The organism is Streptomyces sp. NPDC006733 (assembly GCF_040636125.1).
GTDB lineage: Bacteria > Actinomycetota > Actinomycetes > Streptomycetales > Streptomycetaceae > Actinacidiphila.
Window position 1 is genome coordinate 79,898 of record NZ_JBEYJD010000031.1, and the last position, 13,518, is coordinate 93,415.

The following is a 13,518-nucleotide window of genomic DNA, read 5'->3' on the forward strand; positions in this document are numbered from 1 at the left end:
CGCTGGTCCCGATCAGCTCTTGCGGGTCTCGATCACGACCGACTCGATCACGACGTCCTGCACCGGGCGGTCGGTGCGCGGGTTGGTCGGGGTGGCGATGATCGAGTCCACGACCTTCTGGCCGGCCGGGTCGACGACCTCGCCGAAGATGCTGTGCTTGCGGTTCAACCACGTGGTCGGCGAGACCGTGATGAAGAACTGCGAGCCGTTGGTGCCCGGGCCCGCGTTGGCCATCGCCAGCAGGTAGGGACGGTCGAAGCCGAGGTCCGGGTGGAACTCGTCCGCGAACTCGTAGCCGGGGCCGCCGGTGCCGTTCCCCAGCGGGTCGCCGCCCTGGATCATGAAGCCGGTGATCACGCGGTGGAACACCGTGCCGTCGTACAGCTTGGCGTTGGTCGGCTTGCCGGTCTTCGGGTCGGTCCACTCACGCGTGCCCTCGGCGAGCTCGACGAAGTTCTTCACCGTCTTCGGCGCGTGGTTCGGCAGCAGCCGGACCTCGATGTCCCCGTGGTTGGTCTTCAGGGTCGCGTAGAGCTGCTCGGCCACGATCTACCTTCCATAGTCTTCGCTGACAGGGACAAATCCTCGCACGGGCCAGGAGTCGCCGTCGGCTCGCGCGGCCCCATCGCGTCCCGGCCCGCATCGTGGCATCGTCTGTCTAAGCTCTCGAGTGTCCCGCCATGACCCATATGCCCGGTCGCACATGCCGGACCGGCCGTAGACAGGCATGATTTCAAATCGGGTGGACAGGCGAAAACCGTACGCCACCGAGGAGGAGGTTCCTGTGACCCGCATCGACAGCGTGCGCAACGCAGCCGGGCAGACCAAGGACAGCATGCAGCACGCCGCTGAGGTGGTCGCTCCATACGCTGTCACCGCCAAGGACAGCGCCGCGCACTACGCGGACGAAGCCCGGATCTGGTTGACGCCACGAGTCGCGACAGCCGCGCACAAGGCACACGCCGCACTGCCGCCCAAGGTCGCTTCGGCCGTGGACACCGCGGCCGTCAAGGCAGCGCAGACCGCACGGCAGGCCAACGAGTACGCGGCCCCCAGGGTCGGACACGCGGTGGAGGTCACCCGTGCCGCCGCGGGCCCCGCCCGCGACGAGGCCGTGGCTCGTGGGGCGGCCGCACTGGCCGCTCTGCAGGGCAAGGTGTCGGTCGCGGAGATCAACAAGCTGGGCAAGAAGCACCGGCGCCGTGCCAGGGCGGGCAAGGCGGCCAAGCGCCTCGTCCTGATCGGCATCATCAGTGGTGCCGGGTTCGCCGCGTGGAAGTGGTGGAGCAAGCAGACCAACCCGGACTGGCTGGTCGAGCCCGCCGCTCCGACCGAGGTCGCGGACCGTGCCACGCTCAACGGCAACGCCGCGAGCGTCATCGGCATGGACCGCGCGGGCGCCGGCGACCCGCTCGACACCGTCGACGGTTCGCCCGTCGAGCCCCTCGACCCCGAGGTGCAGGCGAAGCAGGCCGAGGCGGACCGGGTGGAGCGCCCGGAGCGCGGCAACGAGTCCTGATCCAGGACTTGGCCGGCAGTCGGTAGCTCGGGGTCCTGGATCCCCTGTCGAACAGCGCGTACGTGCCACAGGAGGAGGGCGGGAGACCGGTATGGTCTCCCGCCCTCCTCCTGTGGGCCTGCGGGCATGTCCTGGTGCGGCCGGCGGGCCGCTCGTGGGCGCGGTCAGCGCGCGACCAGTTCCCCGGCGCCGTCCGCGGCGGCCCCCGGGCCCTCCGCGTCGCCCGGCGCCTCGCTCTCCGCGTCCGCCGGTTCGTCGATCACCGCGGGGACGCCCCGCAGGGTGTAGAGCGCGGCCACCGCGGCGACGGCGATCAGCACCGCGCCCGCCAGGGTGGTGACGTGCATGCTGTGGGTGAAGGCCTCGCTCGCCGTCTCGGCCACCTGCCGCCCCACCGGGCCCTGCAGCTGCGCCCCGGGCCCGACCGCCCCGCCGACCGACTCCCTGGCGGCCTCGGCCGCATCGGCCGGAAGACCGGCCGGCAGGTCGAGACCGCTGCGGTAGACGCTGGTCAGCACCGAGCCGAGGATCGCGACGCCCAGCGCTCCGCCCAGCTCCATCGCCGTCTCGGAGATCGCCGCGGCGCCGCCCGCCCGCTCCTTCGGCACGCTCGCCAGGACCGTGTCGGAGGTGACGGTGAAGGTCAGGACGATGCCGACCCCGTTGACGATCAGCGCGGGCAGCAGCAGCCAGTAGCTGGAGTCCGGTGTGACCAGGCCCAGCCCGACCATGCTGACCGACATCAGTCCCAGGCCCAGGGCCACCACCTTGGCCCGGCCGATCACGGGCACCAGGGCGGAGGACAGCGGCGCGGCGAAGGCGGCGGACAGCGGGCCGGGGAGCAGCGCCAGGCCCGCCATCAGCGGGGACCAGCCGCGGACGACCTGGAAGTAGAGCGAGAAGGCCAGCGAGAGCGAGGCCGAGGCGAAGATCGCGACCAGGTTGGCGCTGATGGAGCCGGCGAAGGCCGGGTTGCGGAAGAGCTTGACGTCCAGCAGTGGCGCGTCGATGCGGGTCTGGCGCCGGGCGAAGGCGATCAGGCAGACGACGCCGACCGCGGCGGCGATCCACACCGAGGACTCGTGCACACCGTCACGGGCGGCCGTCTTGATGGCGAAGATGACGCCCAGCAGACCGACGATCGAGAGCGGGACGCTGATCCAGTCCAGCCGTCCCGGGGCGGGGTTGCGGGACTCGGGGAGCACGATCATCCCGGCGATGATGAGGGCCAGCAGGATCGGGACGTTGATCAGGAAGACCGAGCCCCACCAGAAGTGGTCCAGCAGCGCGCCGCCGACGACCGGGCCGAGGGCGAAGCTGCCCGCCGCGACACCGCCGGAGATGCCCACGGCCGTGGTGCGCTCGCGGGGGTCGGTGAACACGTTGCGGACGATCGACAGCGTCGACGGCATGATCGTCGCACCGGCCACACCCAGCAGGGCACGGGCCCCGATGAGCATCTCCGGGCTGGTGGCGTACGCGGTGAGGACCGACGCCACCCCGAACGCGCCCGCGCCCATCAGCAGGAGCTTCTTGCGGCCGATCCGGTCACCGAGGTTGCCCATCACCACCAGCAGGGCGCCGAGGGCGAACCCGTAGACGTCCGCGATCCACAGGATCTCGGTGCCCGACGGCTTCAGGTCGGTGACGAGCGAGGGGATCGCGTAGTTGAGCACGCTGGTGTCGATGCCGAGCAGCGCCGCCGCCACGCAGCAGATCGCCAGCACCGCCCAGCGGCGGGGGTCCGAGGGGGTCGCGGTGGCCGTCCGCGCAGTCTGCGCCGTCTTCGGGTTCTTCGTCATGCCGGTGACTTTGGCAGCGCGTTCTGACCGCCCACTGACCGTCCGCTTACCGTGCCGCCCCGAAGCCGGTCAGCACCACGACAGCCTCGTCCCGGGAGAGCGCGGCACCCCGGGACAGCGCGGCGGCGAAGACGGCGTCGCCGAGGGCGGCACGGGCCGCGGCGCCGACCCTGGCCGTGTCCCGGTCGGCCGGCACCTCGGCTCCGCGCAGCGTGCGGGCGGTGCCGAGCAGCAGCGCGGCCCGCTCGGGGTCGCCGTCCAGCAGCGCCAGTCCGGCCAGCGCCTCGGCGAAGCTCGCGGCGACCGGGCCGTTGCGGCGCACCAACTCGGCCTCGGGGAGCTGCCGGTAGTAGCCGCGGGCCCGCTCCAGGTCCCCCTCGGCCTCGGCGATCCGGGCCAGGGCGATGAGGATCAGCGAACGGTTCATGTCGACGCCCGCCCAGCCGATGCCGCTCTCGCCCAGGGCCAGTTCGCACAGCGCGCGGGCGTCCGCCAGCTCGCCGCGGCTCCGGGCGACCTCGCCCAGCCCGAGGTGGGCCAGCGCCATGCAGTCGGGCGCTCCGGCCCGGCGGGACAGCTCGACCACCCGCTCGTAGTCGGCACGCGCGGACTCGTCGTCCCCGTCACGGGCGCTGCGTTCGGCACGCCGGCACAGCAGCTGCGCCATGTCCTCGATCGCGCCGAGCGGTTCGACGTAGCCGAGCGCCTCGTCGGTCAGCGCGGCGGCGCGCTCGTGGTCGCCCTGCCAGTCGGCGAGCTGCGCCAGCACGTCGAGCGCGTTGGCCATCGCCCAGCGGTCCCCGAGCGTCCGGAATCCGACCAGGCCGGCGGTGAACTCCCGCTCCGCCTGCGCGGTGTCACCGCGCACCATCCAGTGCGCGTAGCCCTGCCCCAGGTGCAGCAGCGCCGCCGTCCACGGGTCGCGGCCCGGGTCGTCCACGGTGCGCGCGATCAGCTCCGCGGCGTCGCTGGTGGGCGCGCCCATGGCCATCGCCCAGATGACGGTGAGGGTGGGGAAGCGCTGCGGCATGTAGCCGAGGCCGGACATCACCGCCTCGGCGGCTGCCGTGTGCGCGCTCAGCTCGCGGTTGTCCGTCAGGCCGTTGGCAGCGGCCAGCACACACAGCACGTACTCCTCGTCCAGCCCCTCGGGCGCCCGGGGGCCGGTGAGGTCCAGCAGGGCGCGGGCGGGGCCCGCGCCCTCCAGGCGCACGCCGCGCAGCAGCCAGTACGTCGACAGTGGCGCCAGCAGCCGCAGCGCCGTCGTGGTGTCGCCCTCCTCCACCCGGCGGCGCAGCGCGGTGTGCAGGTTGTCCTGGTCGGCGGAGAGCCGCCGCAGCCAGTCGAGCTGCTCCGAGCGGCGCAGATGGGGCTCAGCGGCCTCGGCCACGCCGAGGAAGTACCGGGCGTGGGCGCGGCGCAGGGCCGGGCTCTCACCGGCTTCCGTGAGCCGCTCGGCCCCGTAGGCGCGGATCGTCTCCAGCATCCGGTAGCGGACCCCGTCGGCGCCCTCGGGGCGGTGGGCGACGACCAGGGACTTGTCGACGAGCGAGTCGATCAGGTCGAGGACGTCGAACGCGTCGACTCCGGCCTCCCGCGTGGCCTCCTCGCCCTCTTCCCGGTCCGCGCAGACTGCCTCGGCCGCTTCCAGCGTCCAGCCGCCGGCGAAGACCGAGGCGCGGCGCAGGACGGCGCGTTCGGGCTCCGTGAGCAGGTCCCAGCTCCAGTCCACGACGCCGCGCAGCGTCTTCTGCCGGGGCTGGGCGGTGCGGCTGCCGCGCGACAGCAGCCGGAAGCGTTCATCGGGCCGGCTCCCGGGCCCGTACTCGGCGTGCTCGGGCGCCGCGGACAGCGCGCCGAGCCGGGAGGCGATCTCGGACGCGGACATCGACCGCAGGCGGGCGGCGGCCAGCTCGATGGCCAGCGGCAGTCCGTCGAGCGCCGTGCACACCCGCAGGACGGCGTCGAGGTCGGCCGCCAGCTCGAAGTCGGGCTGTACGGCGGCGGCCCGCTCGGTGAACAGCCGCACCGCGGGGAACGCCAGCGCGTGGACGTGGTCCGTGCCGGGCGGCGGCAGCCGCAGCGGCGGGATGGGGCAGAGCGTCTCGCCGGGGATCCCCAGCGGCTCGCGGGTGGTGGCCAGCACGCGCAGGTGCACGCAGTCCCCGAGCAACTGTCCGACGAGCTTGGCGATCTCGCCGACGACGTGCTCGCAGTTGTCCAGCACGAGCAGGAGCGGGCGGTCGGCCAGGGCGGCGGTCAGCCGGGCGACCGGATCGGGCGCCGGGCCGGCGCCGGGCATCACCCCGGCCTCGCGCAACCCCAGCGCGCCCTGGATCGCGTGCGGCACCTCGGCGGCGTCGGTGAGCCCCGCCAGCTCGACGAAGCATGCCTCGCCGCCGTACCGCCCGGCCGCCTCGACCGCGATCCGGGTCTTGCCCGCGCCGCCGGGGCCGATGAGCGTGACGAGCCGTCCGTCGGCCAGCCGCGCCCCGATCCGCTCCAGCTCCTCGTCGCGGCCGACGAAGCTGGTCAGCTGCGCGGGCAGCGCGAAGCGCGGTCCGGGCGGCGCGGGTGGCGGCGACGACGCGGCCATCGATGTCGTGGGAGACGTGGGCGATGTTCCACGTGGAACATGCGCGTGGGCGGCGGGCGTCAGCTCCGGATCGCCGCGCAGCACGGCCAGGTGGACGGCGGCCAGCTCGGGCCCGGGGTCGGCCCCCAGCGTCTCGGCGAGCTCACCGCGAGCCGCCTCGTACGCCTCCAGCGCCTCGCTCTGCCGCCCGCTGCCGTACAGCGCCCGCATCAGCTGGCCGCGCAGCCGCTCGCGCAGCGGATGCGCGTCGACCAGCTCCCGCAGCCCGGCGACCAGCTCCCGGTGGCCGCCCAGCGCCAGTTCGGCCTCCATCCGGTCCTCGGCGGCCGAGACCCGCAGCTCCTCCAGCCGCGTCACCTGCGGCCGCGCGAACGGCGCGTCGCCCACGTCGGCCAGCGCGGGCCCGCGCCACAGCGCCAGCGCCTCCCGCAGCAGTTCGGCGGCGCGGGCGGGATCGCCCGCGGCCAGCGCCTCACGGCCCTGGGCGCTGAGGCGTTCGAACCGGTGTGCGTCGACGTCGTCGGGATCGATCACGAGCCGGTATCCCGCGGGACTGAACTCGACCGGCTGCGGCAGCACGTGACGCAGGCGCGAGACCTGCGACTGCAGGGCGTTCGCGACCCCGGCCGGCGGCTCCTCGCCGTACAGGCCGTCGATCAGCCGTTCGGGCGTCACCACCCGGCCCGCGTCGAGCAGCAGCAGCGCGAGCAGCGCCCGGCGCCGCGGGCCGCCCAGCACCAACGCGCTGCCGTCCACGTTCCAGGCCTGCGTCGCGCCAAGGATGCCGAACATCACGCCCCCGATTGTGCAGCACCGCCCAGTGATCCGATACGCAAATCAGCGCGGGACCGAGGACGGTCCCGCGCTGATCGACACTGTGGAGCCTAGGAGATTCGAACTCCTGACATCTGCCTTGCAAAGGCAGCGCTCTACCAACTGAGCTAAGGCCCCTCTTCGCAGAACAGCGTACCTGTTCCGAGGCGCGACCCCGACCGGGTATTGCGGTCCGTAGGATGCTTTGCAGGATTCACGGCAGCAAACAGGAGCGCGTATGGACCCCTCTCCGCACGACGCCGCCAGCCGCGCGCAGGAGCTGCAGCGCAACTGGTACGGCGAGCCGCTCGGCGATCTCTTCCGCCGCCTCATCGGCGATCTCGGGCTGAACCAGGCGCGCCTGGCGGGCGTGCTGGGGCTCTCCGCGCCGATGCTGTCGCAGCTGATGAGCGGTCAGCGCGCGAAGATCGGCAACCCGGCCGTCGTCCAGCGCCTGCAGGCGCTCCAGGATCTCGCCGGGCACGTCGCGGACGGCAGCGTGACGTCCTCGGAGGCGACCTCGCGGATGGACGACATCCGGCAGTCCTCCGGCTCCTCCGTCCTCACCGGCACCACCCACAGCTCCTCCTCCGGCGCCGCGGCCGGCTCCGCCCGGCACGTCGTCCGGGACATCCAGTCACTGCTGCGGGCCGTCGCCTCGGCCGAGGAGATTGCGGAAGCGGCGAACACCCTCGCCTCCAGCCATCCACAACTGGCAGAGTTCCTTCGTGTGTACGGCGCCGGGCGGACCGCGGAAGCGATCACCCACTACGAGGCGCACCAGGGCTGAACGCAGCAGGACTGGACAGATCAGGGCCGGACGCAGCAGCAGGGGGGCGGGTCGCAGTTCATGGGTGAGGTCTTCGCAGGCCGGTACGAGCTGGTGGACCCGATCGGACGGGGCGGCTCGGGCGCGGTCTGGCGCTCGTGGGACCACCGCCGGGGGCGGTACGTCGCGGCGAAGGTGCTCCAGCAGCGGGACGCGCACGCCCTGCTGCGCTTCGTCCGCGAACAGGCGATGCGGATCGACCATCCGCACGTCCTCGCGCCCGCCAGCTGGGCCGCCGACGACGACAAGGTCCTGTTCACCATGGACCTGGTCCGCGGCGGATCGCTCTCGCACCTGATCGGCGACTACGGGCCGCTGCCCCCGCACTTCGTCTGCGCACTGCTCGACCAGCTGCTGTCCGGGCTGACGGCCGTCCATGCCGAGGGCATCGTGCACCGCGACATCAAGCCCGCCAACATCCTGCTGGAGGCCACCGGCACCGGTCAGCCGCACCTGCGGCTGTCGGACTTCGGCATCGCCATGCGCAAGGGCGAGCCGCGGCTGACCGAGGCCGACTACGTCGTCGGCACGCCGGGCTACTTCGCGCCCGAGCAGATGCTGGGCGCCGAGCCCGACTTCCCGGCGGACCTGTACGCGGTCGGCCTCGTCGCCCTCTACCTGCTCAGCGGGCAGAAGCCGGACGCCCAGGCGATCTTCGAGCGCTACCTGAACGAGGGCGTCCCGCGGGCCCCGCAGGGCGTGCCCGAGCCGATGTGGCAGGTCGTCGGCAATCTGCTGCAGCCCGACCCGGACGCCCGCTTCCGCACGGCCACCGGCGCCCGCAAGGCGCTGGCCTCCGCGGTCGAGCTCCTGACGGTCCCCGGCCTGGACGACGAGCCGGTCGAGGTCTTCGACCAGATCGGCCCGCTCCCCGAGGGCTTCGACGCCCAGGGCCCGCGCCGCAAGGCCCGGCAGCTCGCCTCCGAGGAGACCGGCAGCTTCCGCCTCCCGGCCCCCCAGCCGCCGGCCCTCCCGGCCCCGGCGCCCGCCCCGCACCAGCCGACCACGAACGGCCACCCGCCGACCGGGACCCGGACCCCGCCTCCACCTGCGCAGAACCCGTACGCGACCGCCGTGCCGGTCCAGCCTTCGGCGGCGGCCGAGGTCCAGGCGCAACAGCCCACGGGGCCGCCCCGGCAGCCGGAGCCCACCCGCCCGTACACGGCGGCGGTGCACACCGGGCCGCCCGCCGGACCGCTCGCCGCACACGCGTCCCCGCAGACGCGACGACCGGGACCACCGGCCAAGCTGGTGATCCCGATCCTCATCGTCGCCGCGCTCTGCTTCGCGGTCGGCATCTGGGCCCTGACCGCGGCCTAGGGGCGCGCGCTGGCTCCCGCTGCCGCAACCAGGCCTTGTGGCGCCCGCTACCAGGCCTGCGGCGGCCCGTAGCCGGACTGCGGGCCCTGCGGCGGCTGCGGCCCCTGCGGCGGCTGCGGGGCGGCGACCCGCGGGCGCCGCCGCGCCGCCACCATCCACACCGCCAGGCTCAGCAGCAGCACCGTGCCCGCGCCCAGCGCCGCGAAGGCCACCAGCCGCATCGTGGAGTCCGAGCCGCCGCCGGTCGCCGTGCCGTCGGCCTTCGCCAGGTCGTCGCCGCCGATGCCGAACCCGGCCTTGGCCACGTCCCCGTCGTACCCCGGCGAGGGGGTCGCCGCGCCCTTCACGTCCAGCCGCAGGGTGACGCCGATGGGGGCGTCCACGACGTTCCTGACGCCCGGGTGGACGCTGACCGCGAAGTAGTACCAGCCGGCGAACCGGGTCGCCGAGACCTTGCTGCCGCTCTCGAACCGGTTCGCGTACAGGACCGGCACGGTCTGCCCGGTGATCGACACCTGCTTGCCCGCGTACGACTCCGTGTCGTCGTCGAGGTGCCCGCGGGCCGGGTTGTACGCGTCCAGGCGCACCCCGGCGCTCTGGTAGCCGCCCTCCTTGGCGGTGGGCGCGTTCGCGAAGTCGGCGAAGAGCACCGCGTGCTGGCCCCAGTCCACCGGCACCTTGTAGAACCGGGTCTCGCCGGGCAGCACCTTGTCGTTCCAGATGCCGGTCTTGATCGCCGCCGCGTCGTCGAAGCTCGTGCCGCCCTGCGCGGGTCGGGGCGTACCGGTCACCGGTGTGGGTGACGCCTCGGTGGCGCTGGAGGCGGGCTCGGGCCTGGCGTCGGCCTTGAGGGCCGGCTCGGACATGAAGCGGAGCTCGACGGGCCATTCGCCCGGGTCCGAGGTGCCGGCGCTCTCCCGGGTGATCTTCAGGGTGTAGCGGTTGGCCTCCTGGCAGCGCCCGTCCTTCTCGATGGTCCGCGCCGTGTAGCCGCCGACCGGCCGCGCCGCCCCGTCGTTGTCGAAGTGCGCGGTGTAGCTGTCGCAGTCGGTGCCGTCGGCGCTCTGCAGCTTGAGGTCGATGCCGTCCCCGTAGGTGACCTTGGCGCCCGGCTTCGGAATCGCGAACGCCGACAGGTACGCCGAGGACTTCGCGTCCAGGTCCACGCCGTAGTACTTGGTGTCGCCCACCTTGAGGGTGTCCTTGTAGGTACCGCCGGCCGTGAGCGCCTGGGCGTCGGCCGTCGTGGCCGCGCCCTTCACGGCCGTGCCCTGCGGCTGCCACACCGGCACGGCGGGGTCCGCCAGTGCCGTGCCCTGCAGCCCGGCGAGCGTCACGCCGGCCACCGCCGCCGCCACCACCAGTGCGCGCATCACGCCCCGCCCCTCTTGGTCCGGCGCACGAGCGCCACCCCTCCGACGGCCGCGAGCGCGACCGCCCCGCCCGCTCCTGCCGCGATCATGTCCTTGCCGGTCATGAATCCTCCCCCGTCCGAGCCGCCGCTGTCGCGGCCCGCGGCCGAATCGACATCCTTGTCGGCGGATTTGCCGTCGTCCTTGCCGTCGTCCTTCGCCTGGCCCTTGGCCAGCACCGGGGCCCGGTACTGCGGTCCGGCCAGTTCGTCGCCGGTCACGTCGACCCGCAGGACGACGCCGACCGCCGCGTTCTTCGCCAGCCGCGCCGCCCTCGGGCCGAGCGAGACGGCGATGTAGTAGTCCCCCGCGCTGTGCACGGCGGGTGCCGAGCCGCCGGTGACCCAGCGGTTGGTCCACGTCACCGGCACCGTGCCGAGCCCCACGGAGAGCGGTTTGCCGGTGTAGCTGCGGTGGTCGCTGCCGCCGGAGGCGTCCCGCACCGGCTGCCGGCCGGGCCCGTACGTCCCCGTCTCGACGTAGCTCCAGGTGGAAGCCCCGGAGGCGTCGTCGAGGACCGGCTCGTTGGCGAACTCGGCCGCGTAGCTGAGCTGTTGTCCCCAGCCCAGCCGCACCTTGTAGAAGCGGGTCTGCGCCGGCAGCAGCTTGTCGCGCCAGACGCCCTTGGTGAGCGCGGTGGCGTCGTTGAAGCCGGTGCCGCCCGTGAGGTCGCGCGGATCGCCGGCGAGCGGCGCGGGCTTGTCCCCGTACGCCGTCTCGGCGGCCGCGGGTGTCGTCCCGGCCTTGAGCGCCGCCTCGCTGCCGTACCGGAGCTCGATGGGCCACCGGCCCTGGTCGGAGCCCGGCGCGCTCGTACGGTGCACCGAGAGCAGGTAGCGGCCGGCCTCGTCGCAGCTGCCGCCGCCCTTGGAGGTGGGCACCCGGCTCACCGCCGTGGTGACGATCATCGCGCCCTCGTCCTGCCCGAAGTGCGCGGAGGCGGTGTCGCAGGTGAAGGCGTACTGGCCGCCGGACACCGCCTTCAGCTCGATGCCGTCGCCGTAGCCGACCTTGACGCCCGCCTGCGGCACCGCCGTCACCGCGAGGTCCGCGGTGGAGGTGGCGTCCAGGCCGGCCGCGTACCAGCGGGTCTCGCCGGGACCGATGGTGTCGAGGTACTGGCCGGGCGCGATGTCCGCCGCCCGCGCCGCGTTCGGGCCGCCGGTGACGCGGGTGCCCTCGAAGCGGTACCCGTCGGCGCTGAGCTGCGAAGCGCGCACCAGCTGGCGGGCGAGCGCGGCCGCGTCGGGGGCGTCGTAGTAGGCGCCGTGCCCGGCCCGGGCGACGCACTCCAGCTCCTCGCGGGCGGCGCCCTTCACCTGGAAGCCGATGGTGTCGATCCGCAGGCCGATCCCGTCGCCCGCGAGCCGGGCCGCCACCTCGCAGGGCTTGGGCGCCCCGCAGTTGGACTCGCCGTCGGAGATCAGCAGGATCGTGCGCCTGCCGTCCTTGGGCAGGTCGCCCGCGGCCCGGGTGAGCGCCAGGGCGGTCGGGGTGTCCCCCTTGGGCTGGACGGCCGCCACGGCCCTTTTCGTGGCGTCCCGGTCCAGCGGCACGACGGCCTGGGAGAGCTGGGTGTCGTCGCAGCCGTGCGGCTTGCCGGCGCCGTAGACCCGCAGCCCGGTCCGGTGGCCGTCCGGCAGGGTGTCCACGACGGTGCCGACGGCCTTGCGGGCCGACTCGATCCGGGTGCTGCCCGAGCCGTCGGGCCCCGCCATCGATCCCGACGAGTCCAGCACCATGATCAGGCTGTCGTCCGCGGCCGGTTCCGCCGCCAGCGCGGCCCCCGGGCCGCCGAGCGCCGCCAGGACGGAGATCAGCACCCCACCGCTCACCGCCCCGGCAAGCGCCCGCCACTGTGGTCGTTGCATGCTGTGCTCCCCCTCGGCCGGCGGTTTCTTTGCTACCGCGAAGGTATTGATTTGCGTGAGCAAACTCAAGCCGTTTCCGTCACGGTCCCGCAACAGCAAGAGGCCCCGACCGCGGAGCGGTCGGGGCCTCGGAGCACTTCGGCGTCTCAGACGCTCGCGCCGGAACCTGCCGGTACGGAGTCGGTCGCTTCCGTCCACAGATCCTGCTCGGCGCGGTCCGCCTGGATCTGGCGGTACACGAGGAGCCCGCCGACGGCGGCCAGTGCCACCAGGAGAAACTTCTTCACCGCGCGACCTCGTCCTTCTTGGATTGGGAGAGCCCTGACGCGCCCGACTATACACACCGACCGATACCGAACGGTGACCTGCACCCGCCCCAACTCCCGTACCGGACAGCACCCGCCGCAGCCCCCGGAAGAACCCGCCGCAGGCCGGGAGCCGACCCGTGCGGGACCCCGTACACAGCAAACGGCCCGTACGGATCAGGATCCGTACGGGCCGTTCAACGCGGTGGGCCTAACAGGACTTGAACCTGTGGCCTCTTCCTTATCAGGGAAGCGCTCTAACCGTCTGAGCTATAGGCCCGCGCTGCAACGAAAGATTAGCGCACCACAGGCCATGTCCCAAAATCGGTATCCGGAGCCCGGTTACTCGTCCTCCGCGAGCGTCAGCTCGACGCCCCCGACGAAGCCCGCGGACATGTTGTAGATGAAGGCGCCGAGGGTGGCCAGCGCCGTCGCGAGGACCACGTCGATCACCGCGATGACCGTGGTGATCACCAGGACGCGGGAGAGCGAGAGGAAGGACACCAGGTCGAAGCCGCCGCTGCCACCGCCCTCGGCCGTCGTCGCGTCGCTGATCGTGCTGCCGACCGTGCTGAAGACGCCGATCGCGTCCAGCACCATCCACAGCACCGCCACCGCCACGATCGTGCAGACGCCCAGCGCGATGGAGAGCAGGAAGCTGACCTTCATCACCGACCACGGGTCGGCCCTGGCCACCCGCAGCCGCGCCTTGCGCGTGCGCGGCACCGTACGGGCCGCAGGACGCGGCCTGCGGACGCCCGCGGCGGCCGGCGCCCCCGCACCGGCCCCCTGGGTGGCCGACGGCGGCTGGTAGGCCTGTGCGGGCTGGTGCGGCGGCTGCTCCGGTGCGCCCGGAACCCCCGCACCATAGGTCTGAAGCGGGCCCGCATGATGCGGCGGACGGGTGTCGGTCACGATGGATCCCCCCTGCTGCGGGCCGTTGCTCGTGGGGGAGCCAGGGGCACCGCCGCCGGCACCGGCCTGGGTGGCCGCCTGCGGCCGGTCCGGACCTCTCGTCCCGCCGGCAGCGGCGCCCGTGGCTCCACTCACG

Annotated in this window: 10 protein-coding genes and 2 tRNA genes; 3 read left to right on the forward strand and 9 right to left on the reverse strand. The window is 73.4% G+C overall.

Features of this window, described 5'->3' with window-relative positions; all coding sequences use genetic code 11:
* Nucleotides 1-12 precede the first annotated feature (12 nt).
* A complete protein-coding gene (locus ABZ721_RS26075) occupies nt 13-546 on the reverse strand; it encodes a peptidylprolyl isomerase (RefSeq protein ID WP_358791118.1) in 534 nt (177 codons plus the stop codon).
* 238 nt (nt 547-784) lie between these two features.
* Between ABZ721_RS26075 and ABZ721_RS26080 the strand changes: the two genes are divergently transcribed.
* Nucleotides 785-1,519: a DUF5324 family protein gene (locus ABZ721_RS26080; protein WP_358791119.1), complete on the forward strand. Its 735-nt coding sequence runs from the start codon at nt 785-787 to the stop codon at nt 1,517-1,519.
* Nucleotides 1,520-1,683: 164 nt separating this feature from the next.
* On the opposite strand, the gene ABZ721_RS26085 is transcribed toward ABZ721_RS26080, so the two are convergent.
* From ABZ721_RS26085 to ABZ721_RS26095, 3 genes are all read right to left on the reverse strand, one after another.
* A complete protein-coding gene (locus ABZ721_RS26085; protein ID WP_358791120.1) occupies nt 1,684-3,321 on the reverse strand; it encodes an MFS transporter in 1,638 nt (545 codons plus the stop codon).
* Nucleotides 3,322-3,367: 46 nt separating this feature from the next.
* Nucleotides 3,368-6,709: a BTAD domain-containing putative transcriptional regulator gene (locus ABZ721_RS26090; protein ID WP_358791121.1), complete on the reverse strand. Its 3,342-nt coding sequence runs from the start codon at nt 6,707-6,709 to the stop codon at nt 3,368-3,370.
* 86 nt (nt 6,710-6,795) lie between these two features.
* Nucleotides 6,796-6,868: transfer RNA gene (locus tag ABZ721_RS26095), tRNA-Ala, on the reverse strand.
* A 100-nt stretch (nt 6,869-6,968) separates the two neighbouring features.
* On the opposite strand from ABZ721_RS26095, the gene ABZ721_RS26100 reads away from it, so the two are divergent.
* Nucleotides 6,969-7,520 carry a DNA-binding protein gene (locus ABZ721_RS26100; protein WP_358791122.1) on the forward strand — a complete coding sequence of 184 codons (552 nt, stop codon included), beginning with the start codon at nt 6,969-6,971 and terminating at the stop codon, nt 7,518-7,520.
* 60 nt (nt 7,521-7,580) lie between these two features.
* A complete protein-coding gene (locus ABZ721_RS26105) occupies nt 7,581-8,879 on the forward strand; it encodes a protein kinase (RefSeq protein WP_358791123.1) in 1,299 nt (432 codons plus the stop codon).
* A 47-nt stretch (nt 8,880-8,926) separates the two neighbouring features.
* Here the strand turns inward: ABZ721_RS26105 and ABZ721_RS26110 are convergent, their stop codons facing one another.
* From ABZ721_RS26110 to ABZ721_RS26130, 5 genes are all read right to left on the reverse strand, one after another.
* Nucleotides 8,927-10,255 carry a hypothetical protein gene (locus ABZ721_RS26110; RefSeq protein WP_358791124.1) on the reverse strand — a complete coding sequence of 443 codons (1,329 nt, stop codon included), beginning with the start codon at nt 10,253-10,255 and terminating at the stop codon, nt 8,927-8,929.
* Complete coding sequence (locus tag ABZ721_RS26115) at nt 10,252-12,162, reverse strand: VWA domain-containing protein (protein ID WP_358791125.1); 1,911 nt, start codon at nt 12,160-12,162, stop codon at nt 10,252-10,254. Before ABZ721_RS26115 ends, ABZ721_RS26110 begins: the two co-directional genes overlap by 4 nt.
* 146 nt (nt 12,163-12,308) lie before the next feature.
* Nucleotides 12,309-12,449 carry a DLW-39 family protein gene (locus ABZ721_RS26120; RefSeq protein WP_269280271.1) on the reverse strand — a complete coding sequence of 47 codons (141 nt, stop codon included), beginning with the start codon at nt 12,447-12,449 and terminating at the stop codon, nt 12,309-12,311.
* Nucleotides 12,450-12,673: 224 nt separating this feature from the next.
* Nucleotides 12,674-12,747 (reverse strand) — tRNA-Ile (locus ABZ721_RS26125).
* A gap of 62 nt (nt 12,748-12,809) precedes the next feature.
* Nucleotides 12,810-13,517: a DUF3566 domain-containing protein gene (locus ABZ721_RS26130; RefSeq protein ID WP_358791126.1), complete on the reverse strand. Its 708-nt coding sequence runs from the start codon at nt 13,515-13,517 to the stop codon at nt 12,810-12,812.
* Between the last annotated feature and the right edge of the window lies 1 nt (nt 13,518).